At 66.0% G+C, this 20,647-nt stretch carries 19 protein-coding genes; 6 read left to right on the top strand and 13 right to left on the bottom strand.

Annotated features, from left to right (window positions below):
* A partial coding sequence (locus AC3FOF_RS28910; protein WP_488728529.1) for a phosphate acyltransferase occupies positions 1–704 on the top strand: 704 nt, incomplete at its 5' end.
* Between the two features lie 159 nt (positions 705–863).
* On the opposite strand, the gene AC3FOF_RS28905 is transcribed toward AC3FOF_RS28910, so the two are convergent.
* Together AC3FOF_RS28905 and AC3FOF_RS28900 are read right to left on the bottom strand one after the other, a co-directional pair.
* Positions 864–1,109, bottom strand: a complete 246-nt coding sequence (locus tag AC3FOF_RS28905) for a hypothetical protein (RefSeq protein WP_035815381.1) — start codon at positions 1,107–1,109, stop codon at positions 864–866.
* A 318-nt stretch (positions 1,110–1,427) separates the two neighbouring features.
* The gene (locus AC3FOF_RS28900) at positions 1,428–2,453 is read right to left on the bottom strand and encodes a MerR family transcriptional regulator (RefSeq protein ID WP_488728528.1); all 1,026 of its coding nucleotides are present in this window, start codon (positions 2,451–2,453) and stop codon (positions 1,428–1,430) included.
* Positions 2,454–2,837: 384 nt separating this feature from the next.
* On the opposite strand from AC3FOF_RS28900, the gene AC3FOF_RS28895 reads away from it, so the two are divergent.
* On the top strand, positions 2,838–3,758 hold the full coding sequence (locus AC3FOF_RS28895; RefSeq protein WP_051078572.1) for a LysR family transcriptional regulator: 921 nt from the start codon (positions 2,838–2,840) through the stop codon (positions 3,756–3,758).
* 97 nt (positions 3,759–3,855) lie between these two features.
* On the opposite strand, the gene AC3FOF_RS28890 is transcribed toward AC3FOF_RS28895, so the two are convergent.
* From AC3FOF_RS28890 to AC3FOF_RS28870, 5 genes are all read right to left on the bottom strand, one after another.
* Positions 3,856–4,941 carry a porin gene (locus AC3FOF_RS28890; RefSeq protein ID WP_017229501.1) on the bottom strand — a complete coding sequence of 362 codons (1,086 nt, stop codon included), beginning with the start codon at positions 4,939–4,941 and terminating at the stop codon, positions 3,856–3,858.
* Positions 4,942–5,151: 210 nt separating this feature from the next.
* Positions 5,152–5,670, bottom strand: a complete 519-nt coding sequence (uraD, locus tag AC3FOF_RS28885; protein ID WP_276268061.1) for a 2-oxo-4-hydroxy-4-carboxy-5-ureidoimidazoline decarboxylase — start codon at positions 5,668–5,670, stop codon at positions 5,152–5,154.
* Between the two features lie 40 nt (positions 5,671–5,710).
* Positions 5,711–6,661 (bottom strand): allantoinase PuuE, encoded by a 951-nt coding sequence (gene puuE / locus AC3FOF_RS28880; RefSeq protein WP_035815392.1) that lies wholly within the window; start codon positions 6,659–6,661, stop codon positions 5,711–5,713.
* A gap of 48 nt (positions 6,662–6,709) precedes the next feature.
* Positions 6,710–8,116, bottom strand: coding sequence for a nucleobase:cation symporter-2 family protein (locus AC3FOF_RS28875; protein WP_017229504.1), 1,407 nt, complete (start codon positions 8,114–8,116; stop codon positions 6,710–6,712).
* 150 nt (positions 8,117–8,266) lie between these two features.
* Positions 8,267–9,010, bottom strand: coding sequence for a GntR family transcriptional regulator (locus tag AC3FOF_RS28870; RefSeq protein ID WP_017229505.1), 744 nt, complete (start codon positions 9,008–9,010; stop codon positions 8,267–8,269).
* Between the two features lie 314 nt (positions 9,011–9,324).
* Between AC3FOF_RS28870 and uraH the strand changes: the two genes are divergently transcribed.
* Entirely contained in the window at positions 9,325–9,678 is a 354-nt protein-coding gene (gene uraH, locus AC3FOF_RS28865; protein WP_017229506.1) for a hydroxyisourate hydrolase, read from the top strand.
* Between the two features lie 30 nt (positions 9,679–9,708).
* The gene (locus tag AC3FOF_RS28860) at positions 9,709–10,911 is read left to right on the top strand and encodes a urate hydroxylase PuuD (RefSeq protein WP_276268060.1); all 1,203 of its coding nucleotides are present in this window, start codon (positions 9,709–9,711) and stop codon (positions 10,909–10,911) included.
* Positions 10,912–11,131: 220 nt separating this feature from the next.
* Here the strand turns inward: AC3FOF_RS28860 and AC3FOF_RS28855 are convergent, their stop codons facing one another.
* Together AC3FOF_RS28855 and AC3FOF_RS28850 are read right to left on the bottom strand one after the other, a co-directional pair.
* A complete protein-coding gene (locus tag AC3FOF_RS28855) occupies positions 11,132–11,749 on the bottom strand; it encodes a c-type cytochrome (protein WP_276268059.1) in 618 nt (205 codons plus the stop codon).
* A gap of 19 nt (positions 11,750–11,768) precedes the next feature.
* Complete coding sequence (locus tag AC3FOF_RS28850) at positions 11,769–13,517, bottom strand: pyrroloquinoline quinone-dependent dehydrogenase (protein ID WP_488728527.1); 1,749 nt, start codon at positions 13,515–13,517, stop codon at positions 11,769–11,771.
* A gap of 316 nt (positions 13,518–13,833) precedes the next feature.
* Here AC3FOF_RS28850 and AC3FOF_RS28845 point away from each other — a divergent pair, with 316 nt between their 5' ends.
* Entirely contained in the window at positions 13,834–14,499 is a 666-nt protein-coding gene (locus tag AC3FOF_RS28845) for an ankyrin repeat domain-containing protein (protein WP_488728526.1), read from the top strand.
* Positions 14,500–14,541: 42 nt separating this feature from the next.
* Here AC3FOF_RS28845 and AC3FOF_RS28840 read toward each other — a convergent pair whose 3' ends face one another.
* Together AC3FOF_RS28840 and AC3FOF_RS28835 are read right to left on the bottom strand one after the other, a co-directional pair.
* Positions 14,542–15,618 (bottom strand): beta-propeller fold lactonase family protein, encoded by a 1,077-nt coding sequence (locus AC3FOF_RS28840; protein WP_488728525.1) that lies wholly within the window; start codon positions 15,616–15,618, stop codon positions 14,542–14,544.
* 91 nt (positions 15,619–15,709) lie between these two features.
* Positions 15,710–18,073 (bottom strand): TonB-dependent receptor, encoded by a 2,364-nt coding sequence (locus tag AC3FOF_RS28835; protein ID WP_488728524.1) that lies wholly within the window; start codon positions 18,071–18,073, stop codon positions 15,710–15,712.
* Between the two features lie 298 nt (positions 18,074–18,371).
* Between AC3FOF_RS28835 and AC3FOF_RS28830 the strand changes: the two genes are divergently transcribed.
* The gene (locus tag AC3FOF_RS28830; protein ID WP_488728523.1) at positions 18,372–19,223 is read left to right on the top strand and encodes an NADPH-dependent F420 reductase; all 852 of its coding nucleotides are present in this window, start codon (positions 18,372–18,374) and stop codon (positions 19,221–19,223) included.
* A gap of 51 nt (positions 19,224–19,274) precedes the next feature.
* Here the strand turns inward: AC3FOF_RS28830 and AC3FOF_RS28825 are convergent, their stop codons facing one another.
* Together AC3FOF_RS28825 and AC3FOF_RS28820 are read right to left on the bottom strand one after the other, a co-directional pair.
* On the bottom strand, positions 19,275–19,709 hold the full coding sequence (locus AC3FOF_RS28825) for a hypothetical protein (RefSeq protein ID WP_488728522.1): 435 nt from the start codon (positions 19,707–19,709) through the stop codon (positions 19,275–19,277).
* A 270-nt stretch (positions 19,710–19,979) separates the two neighbouring features.
* Positions 19,980–20,555, bottom strand: coding sequence for a TMEM165/GDT1 family protein (locus AC3FOF_RS28820; protein WP_017226464.1), 576 nt, complete (start codon positions 20,553–20,555; stop codon positions 19,980–19,982).
* Positions 20,556–20,647: the final 92 nt, after the last annotated feature.

The following is a 20,647-nucleotide window of genomic DNA, read 5'->3' as shown; positions in this document are numbered from 1 at the left end:
CCGACATGGCCAAGGTGGCGCTGCGCCGCTCCAATACGCTGATCGGCACCATGCTGATGCATATGGGCGACGCCGACGCGCTGCTGTGCGGCACCGTGGGCCGCTTTGAAGCCCATCTGGAGCATGTGCGGGACGTGATCGGCCTGGCGCCGGGCGCCAAGGTGTTCGCGGCGATGAATGCGCTGATGCTCGAGAAGTACACGCTGTTCATCACCGACACCTTCGTCAACGACGATCCCACCGCCGAGGAACTGGCGGCCATCACGCAACTGGCCGCGGAGGAAATCGCCCGCTTCGGCCAGCACCCGAAGGTGGCGCTGATGTCGCACTCGATGTTCGGTTCGTCGAACCGGCCGTCGGCCAAGAAGATGCGAGCCGCCCAGGAGATCCTGGCGCGGGAGGCGCCGCACCTGGAAGTGGAAGGCGAGATGCAGGGCGACGCTGCCCTGGTCGAGGACGTGCGCCGCCACTTCCTGCCGGGCACCAAGCTGGCCGGCAGCGCCAACCTGCTGGTCATGCCGACCCTGGACGCAGCCAATATCGCCTTCAACCTGCTCAAGATCACGGGCGGGCAGGGCGTTACCATCGGCCCGATCCTGCTGGGCGCGGCCAAGCCGGTGCACATCCTCAACCCGCAGGCCACCACGCGCCGTATCGTCAATATGACGGCGGTAGCGGTGGCGGAGGCCAGCGCGGTGCGTTGATGCCGTGGCGCGGTGGCCTTGGCCGCCGCCTGGGCATGCGCAGGCAGGAATGCCGCGCGCAATGAAAACGGGGCTCGCAAGGAGCCCCGTTTTTTTTGACCGGCTTGTCGCGCAGTTCCGCCGGCCTGGAAAAGCTGTTCTGTCCGACTTACGCTATTGCTATTGCAGCAGGTTGTACTGCTCGCGCATCACGACGATGATGGACCTGGCAGCTGCCAGCTGGGTCGGCAACTGGTCATCGGGCTCGCGCGGGAAATCGACTTCCGCGCTCCAGTTGCAACCGGTGTGGTCCGGCTGGTGCACGCGCATGGCATGCAACTCGCATTCGCCGCATTCCGGGTTGTTGTTGAGGAACTGGTTCAGGATGGCCATCAACTCCGACCGGGTCTTAGCATCACGCCGCATGAGTCACCTCGTCCGTTGCCGTCTCGTTGCCTGGAACCTAAATCTAGGCAGGTATTCGCAGGCTCGCCAATTGAATCGGGCTATTAAACCGCGGCTTTCGATCCCGTTGACACGGTAGACTGTCTCTATCGCATCGCAGCAATTCCTGTTGCGATGCGACAGCAGCGAGGCCGGTGCCGCGCTGCCCGGCGGCCGTCGCCATGGTGCGCTGCGCGATGGCCTTGGGCGGGCTCGCGCGTTGCTCGGGGGTGGTCCTGGCAGCACCGGCGACGCCCAGCCCGGCAAGCGTCGGTACCTGGAGGGCGGCTTGCCGCGTTGCTATCGTGCCGGCAGCGTGGCAAGCGCGTCGCGCAGATAGCCCAGGAGTGCCGCATCCACCCATGTGCCTTCGGTCAGCCGGGGCTCGGCCTCGAGCGCCCGGCGGATTTTCTGCTGGGTGGCGGGATCGTCGCCCGCATAGACACGGAACAATGCCAGCCAGCGCTGCGCCAGGTCCTGTACCGCCGGATCGCCAGGCGTCTTGCCTTGTGTCATGGCCTCGCGGACGGCGGCGATCAAAGGTGGCCAGTGCCGCATCTGCTTGCCATAGTTGGCACGCATATGAGCGAATTCCACTGGTGTCAGGTATGTCTCGTACAGCGCAAGCTTGGTCTCCGCGAACGCCTCCATGACGTAATCGACCGTCTGCGGCGAAATGCCGGTTTGCGCCTGCAGCGCTTCTTCGCTGGCGTGCATCGCGTTGAGCTTGGCCGCCAGGGTTGGGTTGGCGGCGGTATCGCGTTCTAGCAGGGCCATCCAGCGCACGGAGAGTGCCTGGGCCTGCGCGCCGCGCGCAGGGGCGCCGGCCCGCATCAAGGTGTTGACTTCGGCCACCAGCAGGGCCCATTCCTGTTGCTGCGCCTGGCCGGTCTGGTAGAAGGGCAGCGCATCGAGTTCATCGGGGGAGAAGTATTTGTCGTACATGGTCATCATTTCCAGGGTTGAGAGCCAATCGGCGGCATCCGGCTCCACTCCGGCCACGAACTGCGCGTGCATTTGCGCCAGGCGGTCGCGCAGACCGACGGTCCGCGAGATCTGCTGGTCCAGCATGCGTATCTGCTGTTCGAGGACGGCGGTGGGTGATATCTCCGGATTCGCCAGAACCTCACCGATGCCAGCCAGCGATACCCCGAACCGGCGCAAGGCCTGGATCTGGTGCAAGCGGGAGATGTCCCGCTGGCTGTATAGCCGGTATCCGGAATCGGAACGCGCAGAAGGCGTCAGCAGTCCGATGCTGTCGTAGTGATGAAGTGTCCTGACCGTCAGGCCGCAACGCTTTGCCAAATCACCGACTCGCAACAACATCGAAACTCCTTTCTCCTGACTGCGTGAACCCATGCTCGGGCCTCACCTTGCGTGAGGCTCAAGCGGATTTTGCATCCTGCCCGGTTTTGGTTCCCGATGGCTACCGGACGCGCGCCGTGTACGTTCAAGGCGCCTCCGGCCATGGAACTCCGGGGCCGGGAGGCATGGCTTGCCGGCCCCTTGTCAGGCCAGCGCCCGGTTCGCTCGCGCCGGAAATCCGTGCTTGCTGGAGGCCCATGCGATTGCCAGGCCGGGAACCAGCAGTACGAGCAGAGCCCATGGGAAGACGCGGGCGCCCTGCGTCTCCAGCAGGATGCCGCCAACGATGCCGCCAGGCTATAGTTTCAAGCATATATGACTAATCTGTCATAAATTGGAGGCTGGATGGATAGTCTTGGATCTCTCAGCGTGTTCGTCAGGGCAGGGGAGGCCCGCAGCTTTACCGTGGCGGGCCAGCAACTGGGCATATCGTCCTCGGCGGTCAGCAAGGCCATCGTGCGGCTGGAAGAGCGGCTGGGCGTGCGCTTGTTTCATCGCTCCACCCGGACCGTCAGTCTCACGCCGGAGGGTGCGCTCTTCCTTGAGCGCTGCAGGCGCATCCTCTGCGAGGTCGCCGCGGCGGAAACAGAGCTTTCGCAAACGCAAAGCGCGCCGCGTGGCAAGCTGAGGATCAGCTTGCCGTCGATCGGCGCCTTGTTTATGGCCAGGCTTGCCGACTTCAAGCGGCTCTATCCCGAGGTCGAACTGGACATCGACTGCTCGGACCGGCTGGTGGAGGTGATCGAGGAAGGCTTCGATGCGGTGATCCGCACGGGAGAGCCGAGCGATTCCAGGCTGATGACGCGCGCCATCGGCTCTTACCGGATGGTGGTGGTCGGTTCGCCCGAGTATTTCCGGCGCGAGGGCGTTCCTGTGCAGCCCGAGGATCTGGCGCGCCATGCCTGCCTGATCTTTCGCTTTCCAACCACCGGAAAGCTGCAGGTCTGGCCGCTGCGCCGCGCTGGCCAGGCGATCGACATCGAACGGCCGGCCAGCATGGTGACGAACACGCTGGAACCGCAGGTGTGCTTCGCCGAGCAAGGCCTGGGCATTGCCTGCGTGCCGGATATCGCCATTCGCCGGCAACTGGACGAAGGCACGCTCGTCACCGTGCTGGACGACTACAACCAGGATTGCACGACGCTGCGGATACTGTGGCCGTCGAGCCGCCACCTGTCGCCCAAGCTCAGGGTCTTTGTCGACTTCATCGCCGGGAGCCTGCTACCGCGCGAGGGCGGCAAGGCGCGACAGGGGGCGGCAGCGTGAATGGCGCTCGAACAAAGCCGGCACCGAAGCCAGCCGGAACAGAAAGAACCCGCCACCAGGGCGGGTTCAATTCCCGTTGGCAAGGTGAGAGCCAGCGTCAGAACTTGTGACGCACGCCCACGCCGAAGGTGTCGCCATGCGACAGGTCGGTGATCTTGTCGTAGAAGTAGGCTGCGTAGACGTCGGTGCGCTTGGACAGGTTGTAGTCATAGGCGACCGCCACCGTATTGCGCTTGAAGTCAGCGACCGAGTTCTTGGTCTTGTCGTAGGCGTAGGACGCCAGGATGTTGCCGTTGCCGACCGGCACCGATACGCCGACCTGGCCGTTGGTGTGCTTGATGTCGCCGTTGGCGTTGTTGTTGATGTCGGACTTGATGTACTGGCCTTGCGCGAACAGCTTGACGATCTTGAAGTCATAGCTTACGCCGGCTTGCACCGCGTTCTGCTTGCTGAAGCCGACCAGCAGGGGGCTGCTCGACGCGGTCACGTCGCCCGGCGTGCTGTCGAACTTCACTTGCTGGAAGGCCAGCGTGGCGGCGAACGGCCCGTTGAAGTACATCAGGTTGCCGCCCCACTTGTTCTGGCCGTTGGCACCCGCCTTCTCGCCGAAGGAGTAGATCACGTTGGCGGTCAGGCCGCCGAAATTCGGCGTGGAGTACAGCAGCGAATTGTTCCAGCCCGAATCGCCGATGATGCCGGGGTCGTTCACGCGGGCCGTGGACGCGCCGAAATAGGTGTGGAACACCATCGGCGAGAACACATAGGAATCCACCAGCGGGTTGAACAGGATGGTCGATACGAAGAAGGGCGTGGTGTTGCGGCCCAGCTTGATGGTGCCCAGCTTGTCGTTCTGCAGGCCGACATAGGCATTGCGGCTGAACATCGAGTCACCGTTGAAGCGGCCGGAGGCGCCGCTGTCGGTACGGAAGAAGCCGTTCAGGTCGAAGATGGCCTTGGTGCCGCTGCCGAGGTCTTCGGTGCCCTTGATACCCCAGTACGAGGTCTGCATGCCGCCCGAGTTGGCAACATAGGCGCGGTCGGTCGAGCCGACGTTCTTGACGCCGCCGACGAACATGTCGGCCTGGCCGTACAGCGTGACGCTGGACTGCGCCATGGCCGCGCCGCTGAAAAGGGCCGCGGCCATGGCTGCCAGCTTGAGAGCCGGCGTGAGCTGTTTCTGCATTTGTGAGATCTCCGTGGTTGATCCGTTGCGTTTGTTGTGTACTGGGTCCCTGGCGGGTTCTATTAGTTGTGGGGGCGCGCACCGGGCCATGGTGTCGATGGCTCGGCCCGGGCACGCCCGCTACAGTGGCAATGGGTAACGCAGACCGCTTTGCAGGCTGTTTTTGCAAACAGCTTCTTGCAAACAGCTTTTGGAAACCGCTTTTTTTGCTCAGCCGGATACTAAGTCGTTCAGGCGGAACTGTGCAATCCGGTGGATCTGGTTGATGCAAGTTTGCAACTCCGCGGCCGGATCATTGCCCACCCGTCTTGCGAACTCGCCGATGATGCCGGCGCGGTCGTATCCGCGCACGGCCAGGATGAAGGGGAAGCCGAATTTCTCGTTGTATTGGCGGTTGAGCGCCTGCAGTTGCTCGAATTGCTCGGCGGAGCACTGGTCCAGGCCGGCGCCGCTTTGCTCGCGGGTGGATTCCGCGGTCAGTTCGCCGCGTACCGCGGCCTTGCCGGCGAGCTCCGGGTGGGCGCGCACCAGCTTGATCTGGGCGGCGTCGCCGGCGCCGTCCACGATGGCGCGCATGGCTGCGGCCAGCGCGGCGGCGTTAGGGAAGGGGCGCTGCGCGGCGGCGGCTTGCGCCACCCATGCGGAGTGCTCATAGATGCCGCCGAGCGCCTGGATGAAACCGGCGGCCGGCAGGGCGTTGAGTTGGTCGAGAGTGTAGGTTTGGCTCATGCTGGGTTGGTGCTTGGATTGTGCCGGGCTTGTGCCCGGCTCAGGCCGGGCTCTTTGCGGTATGGGGATGCGTCTCGATCCAGTGGCGCGCGATGTCCACGCGGCGGCAGATCCAGACCTTGTCATGCGCCTGCACGTAGTCGAGGAAGCGCTGCAGCGCGCGCATGCGCCCCGGTCGGCCCAGCAGGCGGCAGTGCATGCCGACCGACAGCATCTTCGGACGGTCCAGGCCCTGCGGGTCGCCTTCGGCGTAGAGCACGTCGAAGGCGTCCTTCAAGTACTGGTAGAACTGCTCGCCGGTGTTGAAGCCCTGTGGCGTGGCGAAGCGCATGTCGTTCGAATCGAGCGTATAGGGCACCACCAGGTGGGGCCTGGTTTCGCCGTTGGTGACTTCCACCTCGGTCCAGAAGGGCAGGTCGTCGCCGTAGTAGTCCGAGTCGTACAGCAGGCCGCCGTGTTCCACCACCAGGCGGCGCGTATTGGGGCTGTCGCGGCCGGTGTACCAGCCCAGCGGCAGCGCGCCGGTCAGTTCCTTGATGATCTGCATGCCGATGCGCATGTGCTCGCGCTCGGTGGCCTCGTCCATGCCCTGGTAGTGGATCCAGCGCCAGCCGTGGCAGGCGATCTCGTGGCCGAGTTCGACCAGGGCGCGGGTTAGCTCGGGATGGCGCTGCAGCGCCATCGATACGCCGAAGACCGTGAGCGGCAGCCCGCGTTGCTCGAACTCGCGCAGGATGCGCCAGACGCCGGCGCGCGAGCCGTACTCGTACACGCCTTCCATGCTCATGTGGCGGTCCGGGTAGGCCGCGGCGCCGATGATCTCCGACAGGAACTGCTCGGAGCCGGCGTCGCCGTGCAGCACATTGTTCTCGCCGCCCTCTTCGTAGTTGAGGACGAACTGCAGCGCAATGCGCGCGCCGCCCGGCCAGCGGGCGTGCGGAGGCTGGCTGCCGTATCCGACCAGATCGCGTGGATAGTTGTTGCTTGTCATCAGAGTCATGGTTCTTCAGGGAAACGGTGCCGGCCGCCGCCGGCGGGCTTATTCCGTGCCGTGCGTGTTGGCCGCGGCGTTGCGCATGGCTTCTTCGCGCGACTGGACGCCGTTGAAGAAGACATTGAGCACGACCGCGACGATGGTTCCCAGCACGATGCCGCTGTGGGTGAACGGATCGGTCCACTTGGGCAGGTACTGGAAGAAGGTCGGCGCCAGCGTCGGGATCATGCCGAAGCCGATCGAAATCGCGACGATGAACAGGTTGAAGCGGTTGCGGTTGAAATCGCAGGAGCCGAGGATGCGGATGCCGGTGGCGGCCACCATGCCGAACATCACGATGCCGGCGCCGCCGAGCACGAACTGCGGTACCGAGGCCACGATGTGCGCCATCTTCGGGAACATGCCCAGCGCGATCAGGATGACGCCGCCGGCCACCGCCACATAGCGCGAGCGCACGCCGGTCACCGTCACCAGGCCCACGTTCTGCGAGAACGAGGTGTACGGGAAGGTGTTGAACAGCCCGCCGATCACGGTGCCCAGGCCATCGGCGCGCAGGCCGCGGGTCAGGTCCTGGTTGGACAGGCGCTTGCCGGTGATATCGGCCAGGGCGAGGAACATGCCGGTCGATTCCACCAGCGTGATCAGCATCACCACGCACATCGACAGGATGGCGGGAAGATCGAAGGTGGGAATGCCGAAGTGCAGCGGCGTGATCAGCGCGATCGCGCTGGCTTCGTTGAGGCCTTCGAAGGAGACCTTGCCCAGCGCCATCGCCACCAGGGTGCCGATCACGATGCCGAGCAGCACCGCGCAGTTGGAGATCAGGCCGCGGCCATATTTGCTCAGCAGCAGGATCGCCACCAGCACCAGCGCCGCGATACCCAGGTTGCCCAGGTCGCCATAGGCGAGGTTGGGCACGTCCTTGACCACGCCGTCGATCACGGCGCGCACGGTGGGCTGGCCGCCGGCCGCCCAGTTGATCCCAACCCGCATCAGCGAGACCCCGATCAGCGTGATCACCGTGCCGGTCACCACCGGCGGGAACAGCCCGAGCATGCGGCCCATCAGCGGCGCCACCAGGATGCCGAACACCCCGGCGGCGATCACCGCGCCGTAGATGCCGAGCAGGCCCACGTTGGGGTCGGAGCCGATGGCGATCATCGGCGCCACCGAGGCGAAGGTCACCCCCATCATGACCGGCATGCGGATGCCGAACTTCCAGAAGCCGAAGGCCTGGATCAGCGTGGCCAGACCGGCCGCGAACAGGTCGGCATTGATCAGGAAGGCGAGCTGGTCCTTGGGCAACTTAAGCGCGCCGCCGATGATCAGCGGCACCGCGACGGTACCGGCGTACATCACCAGTACATGCTGCAGGCCGAGCGCGAGCAGCCGGCCCGAAGGTAGCCGCTCGTTGGTGAGGTCCGTGGGGACCGTGGTGCTAGCGCTAGTCATTGGTGTGTCTCCTCTCCTTTGGATTTGATGGGAACGCTGCCGGGCGGCTTGGCCTTTCGTTATGGGATTCCGGCGGCGCGCATCGTCAGGGACGCGTTCTCATGAGCAGGAATCGGGCCTTGGCCGCGATCTGGCGGCGGGAACAACCTGCTAGGTGGAGTGACCCAGCACGCTGCGAAGATCGAAATTGCCCGGTTCGTCGGGCTGGACGCGGTCTGCGCAGGCGCCGAGATGGTGCGCCATGCGGCTCTGGGCGAGAGCGGCGTCGCCCTGTTCCAGTGCATCGAGAATCTCTTCGTGCTCGTCGAAGGAGCAGGCGTTGTTGCCCGGCGCTTCGACGCTGGCGATCATCAGCGTGGTGCGCGACACCAGCCGCCGCATCATGGTGACCAGCAGCGCGTTGCCGGAAAGCTCGGCCAGCGCGGTATGGAACTCCGCCGACAGGCGGATCCACTTGGGCCGTTCATTGGTAAGGAAGGCCTGGCGCTCCGCTTCCACCATCTTGCGCAGCGGCGCGATCACGCGCTTCACGTCGCGCATGGCGGCGAGCTTTTCCAGCACGGCGCGCTCCAGCATCTGGCGCAGCTCGAACATGTCGTGCGCCTCGTCGGTGGAGGGGCTGGCGATGAACGCGCCGCGGTTGGGCTCGAGATCGACCATGCCGTCGGCTGCCAGGTGCGCCAGCACCTTGCGCACGGTGTGGCGCGCGGTGGCATAGATTTCGCACAGCGAGTGCTCGGTGAGCTTGGTGCGCGGCGGCAGCCGGTGTTCCATGATCGCGTCATAGATCTCGTGATACATGCGCTCCTCGACGGAACCCTTGCGGGCGGGCTTGACTTCGGTCGGGGCGGCGGTGTCGCCGGCACCGGCGATCAGCTTGAGACTCTTGGACATCTTGGCACCAGCGTATCGGTGAGTAGGGAAACGGCGCGCCGCCGGAAGAGGGGGTGAAGCAGGTGGCGCGTCCCAAAAATTGTTGACAATTATTTGGTTATGGCTTCAATATTGTCAACAAAACCGAGCTAGGTTTTCGACAACTCAGGGTAATTCCCGAGTTGTCATAAGGACCGGTGCGAAGCATTGTCGCCCTGCACCAGTCCAGCGCCGGGATGCGTTAGAAATACGTACCGAGCGGGCACCATTCCCACAAATGGTGCTAGTGAAGGCAGCGGCGCCTCTCACAACCCAAAGCCCTAAGGAAGAACAGGATGGGACGCTTGACCACTCATGTACTCGACACGGCATCCGGCACGCCCGGCGCCGGCATGTCGATTACCCTGCATAAAATTGTCGACAATCTCAAGGAGACGCTGAAGACCGTCGTCACCAACCACGATGGCCGTTGCGACCAGCCCCTGCTGGAAGGCGACACCATGGCGGTCGGGGTGTACGAACTCGAATTCGGCGCCGGCGATTATTTCCGCGCACAGGGCACCAGGCTGCCCGAGCCAGCCTTCCTCGACGTGGTGACGCTGCGCTTCGGCATTGCCGATACCAGCGCGCACTACCACGTGCCGCTGCTGGTCTCTCCCTGGTCGTACTCGACCTACCGCGGCAGCTGAGCGCGGAACGGGAAATAAAGGAGACAAGACATGGAAGGCTATATCCTCGACTGGGCCAATCTGCTGCTGCGCTGGGTGCACGTCATCACGGCGATCGCGTGGATCGGTTCCTCGTTCTATTTCGTCTGGCTCGACAACAGCCTGACCCGGCCCGAAGACCCCGACCTGCAGGAGAAGGGCGTGGGTGGAGAGCTATGGGCGGTGCACGGCGGCGGCTTCTACAATCCGCAGAAGTACCTGACCGCGCCCAAGACCCTGCCCGAGAACCTGCACTGGTTCTACTGGGAGTCGTATTCCACCTGGATGACGGGCTTCGGCCTGCTGGTAGTGCTGTACCTGTTCAATGCCAGCACCTTCCTGATCGACAAGAACGTCATGGACATGTCTCCGGGCGCGGCGATCGGGTTTGCCCTTTCCTACCTCGGGGTGGGCTGGGTGGTGTATGACTGCATCTGCCGCGTGTTCGGCAAGAGCGACCGCACCGTCGGCATCCTGGTGGCGATCTACGTGGCGCTGGCTGCGTTCGTGGCATGCCATGTGTTTTCGGGCCGCGCAGCGTTCCTGCTGACCGGCGCGATGATCGCTACCATCATGAGCGCCAATGTGCTGGTGTGGATCATCCCGGGGCAGCGCAAGGTGGTCGCCGCGCTGCGTGCGGGCGAGCCAGTGGACCCGGTGCATGGCAAGAACGCCAAGCAGCGCAGCGTGCACAACACCTACTTCACGTTGCCGGTGCTGTTCGCCATGCTGTCGAACCACTACAGCATGACCTACAGCTACAAGTACAACTGGGCCGCGCTGGTGCTGATCATGCTGGCCGGCGTGCTGATCCGCCAGTTCTTCATCCTCAAGCACAAGGGCAAGATCAACGTGGCCTGGCCCGCCGCGGGTGTGGCGGTGCTGGCGGTGGTCGCGGTGATGATCGCGCCCCAGCCGCGTGAAGCCGTGGCGAGCAAGGACGGCGCGGCCACGCAGGTGAGCTTCACCAAGGTGCAGGAAGTCATCAACTCGCGCTGCATCCAGTGCCACGCCGCAGCGCCCAAGCTGATGCCGAGCGCGGCCAAGGGCATCAAGCTGGATACCGCCGACGAGATCAAGGCGCACGCGCAGCTGATTTATCAGCAGGCGGTGCAGCAGAAGGCCATGCCGCTCGGCAATGTCACGCAGATCACGGACGACGAGCGGGCGCTGCTGGGCCAGTGGTTCGAGGGCGGCGCCAAGACCACCAACTGATCTGCGCCGGTGGGCTGCCTGGCCAGGGCCCGCACCGTATGCGCGCGCCCTGGTCACCTGGGCCCGCCTTGCGGGCGGGCCCGATACCGGGCATCGGTGATCGACGGTCCGGTGGCCGCGCGGTTTGCGGCCGGAGGTCCGGACCGCAGAGGGTTTGAACGGGGCGCATGCCCCTTTTTTTCTGTTCGCCCGGCATGCATGGCGAACCGCAGGGGTGCCGCTACTGCAGGTTCGCAATGTAGTTGGCGAGGTTCTGGATATCCGCATCGGACAGGCCCCGCGCCACGCTGGTCATGCTGCCGGCGTCGTTGGTGCGCTTGCGCGAGCGGAAGTCTTCCAGCTGCTTGACGATATAGGCGTACTGCTGTCCGGCCACGCGAGGAATTTCATTCTGCCCGGCGAAGCCGCCGAGATGGCACATGGTGCAAGGCACTTCGTCGGCCTTTTTCCTGCCGGCTTCCACTTTTTGTCCATCGGCCTTGAATTGCGAGGGAATGGGCTTTTGCGCGGCAAAGTACTCGCCCAGGTCGAGCATGTCCTCGCGCGATAGCGGCGCGGCCATCGGCGTCATGATCGGGTCGCTGCGCCGGCCTTCCTTGAAGTCCTTCAGCTCCTGGTAGATGTAGCGCGCCGTCTGTCCGGCCAGCACCGGATACTGCGGATTGGCGGCGTTGCCCATGGGCCCGTGGCAGGCCACGCACGACTCCGCCTTGCGCTTGCCGGCCTCGGGATCGGCGCGCGCGATGGCGGCGATGCCAGCCAGCGCCGCGCACAGCAAGAACGCCCGCCCCGCCAGCGCCGGCTGGCGGGAACGGGCGCGGGCGGATGGACTACGCACGCCGACTACCCTTTCGATCCTATTGCAGCGCGAACACCAGCACGCTGTTGCCGCGCTTGAAGTCCAGTTGCGTATTGCCGCCGGCGGCTACCGCGATATATTGCTTGCCGCCCACCATGTAGGAGACCGCCGGCGCATTGACGCCCGCGCCGCACTGGTATTCCCACAGCTTCTTGCCGGTGCTGGCGTCGAACGCCCGGAACAGGCCGTTGCCTTCGCCGTTGAACACCAGTCCGCCCGCAGTAGCCAGCACGCCGCCGATCAGGGGTTGGTCGGTCTTGTAATCCCACACCACCTTGCCGGTATCGATGTTCACCGCGGAGAGCTTGCCCCACTGCGCTTCGGACGGAATGGTCTTGAAGGCGCCGCCCAGCCATAGCTTGCCGCCCGGATAGGGGGAGGTTTCCACCTGATAGGTCATGGGCTGATGCAGGTTGGCGGCATAGGCCAGCCGCGTCTTCGGGCTGAAGGCCATCGGTGACCATTCCACGCCGCCATTGGCGCCCGGCAGCATGCGCGCGCCGCTGGGCGTCGGCAGGGTCCACATGTCTTCCTGCGGGATCATGGCCTGCGAGAAGCGGATCAGGCGGCCGTCGCGGCGGTCATGCACATAGACATGGCCGGTCTTGCCGCCGTGGATCACGCCGGGAATCATCTGGCCGTTCTTGTCGCGCACGTCGGCCAGGATCGGCGGGCTGGCGGCGTCCAGGTCCCACACGTCATGGGCGATAAATTGCGAGTGCCACTTGTAGGCACCGGTATCGAGGTCGACCGCCACCATCGAATCGGTGTAGAGGTTGTCTCCGGGGCGGATGGCGCCATACAGGTCGGGCGAGGGATTGCCTACCACGAAGATCGCCATATGGTTCTTGCGGTCGATCGCCGGCGGCATCCAGACGCCACCGCCGAGGGTTTTGTAGAAGTCGCCGCCCTTGTCCGCCAATTGCTTCTTTTCGGCCGCGATGTCGCGCTTCATGTCGCGCCCGGTCGCGTCTTTCGTCGCCCAGATGCCCTCATGTCCTTTCTCGGGGATGGTGTAGAAGGTCCACAGCAGCTTGCCGTCGGTGGCGCTGTACGCCTTGAGGAAGCCGCGGATGCCGTACTCGCCGCCGTTGGTGCCGATCAGGACCTTGTCGTCCACCACCACCGGCGCCATGGTTTCCGAGTAGCCCAGTTCCGGATCGGCGATCTGTGTTTCCCATAGCAGCGCGCCGGTCTTGGCATCGAGCGCGACCAGCTTGGCGTCGAGCGTGCCCATGTAGAGGCGGCCGCCGCTGACGGCGACGCCCCGGTTGTTGGGCCCGCAGCAGAATGTCGTGATCGGCCCCATCTTGTGCTTGTAGTGCCAGAACTCCTTGCCGGTCACGGCGTCGATCGCGTAGACGTGGTTGTACGAGGTGGTCAGGAACATCACGCCGTCGATCACGACGGGCGCGGTTTCCATCGATTCCAGCACGGCGGTCTGGAACAGGAAGGCCGGCTTCAGTTTCGACACGTTCCTGGTGTTGATCTGGCTGCCCGGGTAGTAGCGGGACTGGGCGTAGGAGCCGTTCGAAATCAGCCAGTCGTTGGCATTGCCGCCGGCGGCATCGAGTTGCGCCTGCGTGACCGGCGGGAGGGAACGGGTCATGGGTGCGCCCGTGGTGGTGGCGCCGCCCTGGATTTCCTCCGCGCCGAAGGCAACGGTCGCCACCGACACGACGGCTGCCGCAAGGGCAAGGAATAGCAGGGGGAGGGTCAACCGGGAAAGGCTGCGTGGCAAGAGCATGGGAAGCTCCTTTCTTGACATTTTCTTCGTGCCCCGGCTTTCCCGAGGCGAACACATGCGCTGTCGCACAAGCAGACGGCCCGGGGTCACAAGCAGTATAGGTAAGAGTGCCGGCAAAACAACCGCGCGTCGCGCCCGCCGGCAAAAAGCACGGGGCGTGCGCCGTTGCGCCGCAGGAACCCCGTATGTCGCGCTGCAGCACGCGTATGCGCGCGCCTTGAATTTGCGCGTCTTACGCACCACACTTAGGCGGCGATGGCCTCGCGGCGAACGAGGCCGGCAACGTACGCCAGGGTGAAGACGGCGGGAGACCGACATGAACACAGGCACGGGATGGCGCGCGGGGCTTGCGGTGCTGTTGTGCAGCGCCGGCATGCTGTGCGCGCAGGCGAGGGCGGATGACGACATCAGTCCCAATGCCCGCCTGCTGGCAGCCGCCAGGGCGGGCGACACCGCCGGGGTGAGCGCCACGCTGCAGCAAGGCGCGGCCGTGGATACGCGCAACCGCATCGGCGACACGCCCCTGCTGAGCGCCAGCAAACGCGGGCTGACCGAGATGGCGCGCACGCTGCTCGAACACGGCGCCAACGTCAACCAGGCCAACGTGCAGGGCGTGACGCCGCTGATGGCCGCCGCCTTCGGCGGCTATGAGGAGATCGTGGCGATGCTGCTGGCACGGCATGCCGAGCTGGCCGCGACCGACCGCGTCGACAAGACCGCCATGGTCTATGCAGCCGGGCAGGGCCACGCGGGCGTGGTGCGCCAGTTGCTGGAGGCCGGCGTCGACGTCAACACGACTTACGGCAACGGACTGACCGCGTTGATGTGGGCGGCCGGCTACGACCAGGCCGATGCGGTCCGGCTACTGCTCGCCAAGGGCGCCAGGCCCGAGTTGCGCGACAACCGCGGCAAGACCGCGCGCGACATTGCCGAGCAGGCCGGGGCGGCGAACGTGCTTGGCCTGCTCGGCACGCCGCGTTGAGGCACTGCCTCCGGCGCGTCGCCGACGTACGCCGATGCGCGCTTACGGCGCATCCAGCGTGCCCGCACTCTTGGGATAGGTGACCACGCCCCAGCTCAATGCGAGCCCGTCGAACTGCCGTACCGGCCGGTAGGTCTGCGCGTCCACCACATACACCGCATTGGAGCGGCCGCAGGCAAGCAGCAGGCGCGTGTCGTCGGGCGTGAAGCTGAAGTGCCAGCAGCGTTTCCCGGTGGGGATGTCGGCGATGTTCTGGTAGCTGTTCGCATCGAACACCTGCAACGTGTCCGCGCGCGAGGCGGCGATGAAGAGCCGCTTGCCGGCGCGGTCGAAGGCGACGCCGTAGGGGCCGTTGCGCGTCGGCACCGTTTGCAGGATGCGGTAGTCCCCGGCATCGAGCACGATGAAGGCATTGCCCGATTCCAGCGTGACGATGTAGCGCCGTCCGTCCGGGCTCACCTTGATGCCGCGCGGCCGCGAGCCCGGCGGCGCCTTCAGCAGGCCGACGCGGCGGCCGCTCGCGCGCTCATAGACCGAGATCGTATCGTCGCCTTCGTTGGTGACCAGCAGCCGCCGCCCGTCGGGGGAGAACTCGATGCCTTCGGTCTCCAGTCCGCTCGGGATCGCGCGGGTGACGCGCCACTGCGCGAGGTCGATCACGGCGATCTCCGCCGGGACCGGTGCGTCGTCCCCGGCCTTGGGCTGTACGGGCGCGTCAGGCGCCGCGCCGGGCGCGCCCGTGCGCTCGCCGGGCTCGTAGGTGACGAAGGCCTGCCCGCCGGAGACGCGCACGAATTCCGGGTTCTTGCCGATCGGCACGCGCCGGAGCACCTGCCCGTCGCGGGTGTCGATGACGGAGAGGTCGCCGGTGGCCTTGTTGGCGGTCAGCAGATATTTGCCGTCCGCGCTGATGGCGAGGCCGCGCGGGCCCTTGCCGCCGGGATCCAGGGTGCGCGTGACTTCGAGCCGGTCGAGATCGATCACCGCGATGCCGCCGCTCTCGCTCGACACATAGGCCGTGGCGGCGCGCAAGCCGGTTGTGAGCGCCGCGCAGGCCAGTCCCGCGCAGCATGCCAATATGGCGAGCCCGGGTTTGCCACCTGTCCATCTTGCCGCCATGCCTGCCTCCGTTGTCAGCTTTGCCGCTGCTTTTGATCCGATCGATTCATTCTCGGCGAGGGCGCGCCATCTTCCAAGGCTTTCCGGCGCGCTAGTGCCCGCCCCATTCGTAGCGCACGCCGACCAGGAACAGGCGCGGCGCGCCGGGCGCGACAAAGCGCTCGGTCGGCACCGTCGCGCCGGGCTGCAGCAGCGTGCCGCCGGGAAATACGTTGAGACCCGCATGGCCATAGCTTTCGTAGCGGCGGTCGAACACGTTGTCGACGCGCGCATAGAGTTGCCAGTGCGGGTCGACCTGCCAGCTTGCCCGCAGGTTGAACAGCACAAGGCCCGCGGTGCGGGCAAGCCGCGGGTCCTGCGCGCTCAGCGCGCCGTCCTCGTTGCCGGCGACGGGGCGCGAGGACGACACGGTCATCGCTCCGCCCAGGGTGACGGATGCGGTCGCGCGCCAGTCTGCCCCGAGCTTGAAACCATGCAACGGCACGCCGGCCATGCGCGTGCCGGGGCGCACGTTGACGGGCGCCGCGAACGGCGTCTGGATCTGGCCATCGGCCTGGTAGGTGGCCTGCAGGTAGCTGTAGCTGGCACGCAGCGTTAGCCGGCCCAGCCGGCGGCGCAGGCCGAGTTCCAGCCCCTGGCTGCGGGTCTTGGGAAAATTCGTGAAGTAGCCGAGCGGGCTGACCGGCGATCGCTCGAACAGGATGTCGTCGCGGTTGTCGCTGCGGTACAGCGCCAGCGTCAGGTCGGTGGCATCGCTGGCTTTCCAGCGGCCGCCGAACTCGACGGTGCGCGAAACCACCTGCCGCAGGTAAGGATCCGCCTGCAGCCCCGTAGGCAACTGGCAGGCGTTGGCCGGGTCGGCGCAACCGAGTTCGATGGCGGTGGGCATGCGGGTGCCCTGCGAGCCCGAGGCGAAGACGGTGAGGCCGCTCAGCAACTGGTGCGAAAGGCCAAGCGAAGGATTGAGCCGCGAGAACGTGAAATGCTCGTCGGAGGCCTTCGGCAAGCTCAGCACCGTATGCGTGCGCGAGGTGTTCCAGCGTGCGCTCGCGGTGAGGTAGGTATGCGGCAGCAGCCTGATGGTGTCGGAAGCGTACAGGCTGGCGGTGGTGGTACGGCCATCGAGCGAGGCATTGGCGGTGGGCGTGGAGCCCGGTTCCGCGATGGCCACGCGCTGCGCGTCGAAGCTGCCGTCCTGCGTCTCCTGGCGATACGACGCGCGGCTGAGCTCGAACGCGGCGCCGAGCACCGCGTTATGGACGTCGCCGGAATGCGACCACTGCGTGGAGACGCCGTAGTCATGCGTGCTTACCGTCGACGTATTGAAGACGGCGCTGGCCGGCGCATCGCCGGGCCGGCAGCCGGCGCCTGCGGCATTGCCCTGGCAGCCCTGCAGCCAGCTCAGGTAGTCGTCGCTGACGTCGCCGGTCGCGGCGGTGGCGTGGCTCTGGCGCATGTAGAGCGTCAGCGCCAGCTGGTCTTCGGCATTGAACTGGTGCGCGCCGTTCAGGATCAGTTGCAGGGCGTGCGAGCGGGTCAGGTCGGGGGCGGAGTAGATGGCCTGCCGCCGCTGCGCATAGATGCTGTCGGGCAACAGGCCATTGCCCGCCAGCTTGCTGCTGCTGCCCAGGAGGCTGACGCTCCACTGGGTATCTGTGGTGGAGCGCCCCACCTTGGCGAAGAGGTTGCCGAGCTGGCTGCTGGAGAGGTCGCGCCAGCCGTCTTCGCGAAAGCCGGTGCCGGCAACGAAGGCATGCCAGCCATCGCCGAGCATCTTGCCGGCGCCGATATCCAGCCGCGCGCGGCCGTGGCTGCCGAGGCTCAGGTCGGCTTCCACGCCAGGATGCGTCTCGCCGGATTTGGTGGTCAGGGCCAGCGCGCCGCCGAGGGAGTTCAGGCCGTACAGCGGATTGCTGCCCGGCACCAGCGTGATGGCGCTGATGGCGGCTTCCGGAATGCTTGCCCAGTCGACGACGTCGCCGAGCGCGGAATTCTGGCGCACGCCGTCCAGGTAGAGCGACAGGCCCTGGGGAGCGCCGAGCGTGGACGAGAGCCGGTAGCCGCGGTACAGGATGTCCTGCTGGAAGGGATTGCCCTGCGCATCGTTGAGCACGACGTCGTCCATGGTTTCCGCAAGGAAGGAGGACAGGTTGCCGGCCTTGGCGCGTTCCATGTCCGCGTCGGTGGCGCTCTGCACATTGCCCGGGAACGCCTCGCGGGGGATGGCGAACGACGGCAGCGGCGCGGGCGCGACCACGGTGACTTCCTTGAGGTTATGCACCTCGTCCACCGGCGCTGGCGGAGACGTTTCGGCCGCCCCGGCATTGCTGGCCATTGCCAGCCAGGCGCATCCGGCCGCGCTGCGCCGCAGGCTCCCGCGCGTGACCCGGAACCAGGCCGGCTGTCTGGCCTGCATCAGGCTGGATCTGCCAAAGCTGGGGGAGACGGGGGCCATCACCTGCTCCATGGAGACCAGGGCAAAGGAGCGGGGCCGCGCATGCCGGAACCGCCGGTGGAGTGATGCAAGTGGTACTTACTGTAGTGCAGGACAAGGCCATCGCCAAATTCGCCTGCATCGGCCTCCGGCGGCAGTCTGCCGAAGCGGTGCGGGGCACGGCGGTGCGGGCTGCATTTTTCGCCTAGAGTTTGAAGGCAGATCCGGTATTGCCCCCGGCGCCGCGGCCAATCGGGACAAGCCGGCCGAGGCTGATCTGGCACTGCAGCGTGCCGGTCACAGCAGCGAGGAGCCCGTCATGCCGTTCTCCGGCCATCCCATCCGCACCCGCTTTGATACCGCCGAAACCATCGACCGGCGCCGCCGCCTCCTTGCCGGTGGCGCCGGCTGGGCCTTGCTTGCTGCGGCACTGGGCATCCTGCCGGCCCGCCTGCGCGCGCAGGCGGGGCCCGCTGGCGGCGCGGTGCCCATCGGGGTGATCGGTGCCGGGCGCATTGGCGGCACGATTGGCGGACTGTGGGTGCGGGCCGGGCATCCCGTGTTGTTTTCGTCGCGTCACCCCGAAGCACTCCAGCCGCTGGTCGAGAAACTGGGGCCGCTGGCCCGGGCCGGGACGGTCACACAGGCGCTGGCCTTTGCCGACGTCATCTTCCTGGCCGTTCCCTACAAGGCCTTGCCGGAGATTTCGGCGGACTACGGCCGTCTGTTCGCCGGCAAGATCGTGGTGGATGCGACCAACGCCATCCGCGAGCGGGATGGCGAAGTCGCGGTGGAGGCGGCGAGCAACGGGATCGGCATCACCACCGCGAAGTACCTGCCGGGAGCGCGCATCGTTCGTGCCTTCAATTTCATGGGAGCGGCGAACTTCGCCCAGGATAACCACCGTGCGGAGGGCCTGATTGCGGTGCCGATCGCGGCCGACGACCCGGCGGCCTTGCGCATGGGGGCGCAACTGGTGCGCGATGCTGGTTTCGAGCCGGTGGTGGTGGGGCCGCTGGACTCGGCTGACAGCTTTGCGCCGGGCGGGCCGCTGTTCCACCAGATCGGTTCGGCCGAGGCGATGCGCCAGCGGATGGCCCAGGTAGCCAAATCGGGATGGAAGAGAGGGAGGGGAGGCGATGTCCAAATGACATCGCCGCACCGGGAATGAAACAGGCCGGGCGCCTCCCGGTGCCCGGCCCTCCCGTGCAGGCTGCCGTCCTCAGGAGCGCCAGCCGCCCTTGACCCAGGCCCACCCGCCGCCGCCCTCGAAGCGCCAGACCCAGTGGCCGGGCACCCAGAAGGCGTGCGGAGCAGGGGGCGCTACCGTGATCTGTTCGACGATCACGGGTGGCATGGCCTGCACTGGCTGCTGTACCCAGCGTCCGTGCACCCAGAACCAGTCGTTGCCTTCCCATTTCCAGTGGCCCGGTACCCAGTTCCAGCCATAAGCAGCGGGGGCGGGGCCGCGATCCTCATGTACCGGCAGCGGCATATTGCGCACCACCACGTGCGGCGGCGGTGCGGGCTGGCGCACTACCACGCGCTCGGTTACACAGCCTGCCAGGCTCCCGAGCAGGGCCAGCGAAGCCACGGCGGGCAGGGCGGCGCGGAGCAGGCGGCGGCGCTGGGGCGCCTGGGGTTTGCTGCTTGCCATCTTTGTTGTCCTCTTGTTTTCGATCGGGCGTAGTGAAAGGCGCCGGCACCGGCCAGCGCGATCCGTGCGAACGGATAGCTTTCTTAACGGCGCCCGGCCGGGATTCCGGGACAGCAGCGGGGCGGCATTTTGTAATTGAGTATTACGCTGGATACAAGGGCCGCTAAGTTCAGGCGCCGCTTCCGCCCACGCGGCCGAAGGCCTCGGCCACCCAGCCGACAAAGCCCCGCGGCCTGCTGGCCTGTCTGGCCATGCGTGGCCGGGCCCGGCTCAGCCGCCCACGCCAAGCAGCGCCAGCACGCCCAGAGCCAGGAAGATGGCAGCGGCGATCTTGTGCACCAGGCCGATCGGCATCTTGTTGGCGAAGCGGTCGCCCAGCACCACGGCGGGCGCATTGGCCAGCATCATGCCGAAGGTGGTGCCTGCCACCACGGAAATGACCTCGGTGCTGAAGCGTGCCGCCAGCGCCACCGTGGCGATCTGGGTCTTGTCGCCCATCTCGGCGAAGAAGAAGGCCACGATGGTGGTGCCGAGAATGCCGATGGCGCCCTTGACCGGCTTGGCCTGTTCGGCGTCGTCCAGCTTGTCGGGGATCAGCATCCAGCCGGCCATGGCGATGAAGCCGATGCCGAGGATCCAGCGCAATACGTCGGCGCCGAGCATATGCGTGATCCAGCCGCCGAGGGCGCCGGCAAAACCGTGATTGACGATGGTGGCGATGAAGATGCCGAGAATGATCGGCAGGGGCTTGCGGTAACGCGCCGCGAGCACGAGGGACAGCAACTGGGTCTTGTCGCCCATTTCTGCAAGGGCGACGATGCCTGTGGAGACGAGGAAGGCTTCCATTTGATTTCTTGGTGGTAACCGGGCCGCCGCATCGCGAGATGCCAATGACGCACACCTTTCCCGGCCCGGCCAGAAAGGTGAGGTCATCGGTC

The sequence above is a fragment of the Cupriavidus sp. 96C5-1 genome (assembly GCF_057798855.1).
This window is presented reverse-complemented; position numbering and strand designations above follow the sequence as displayed.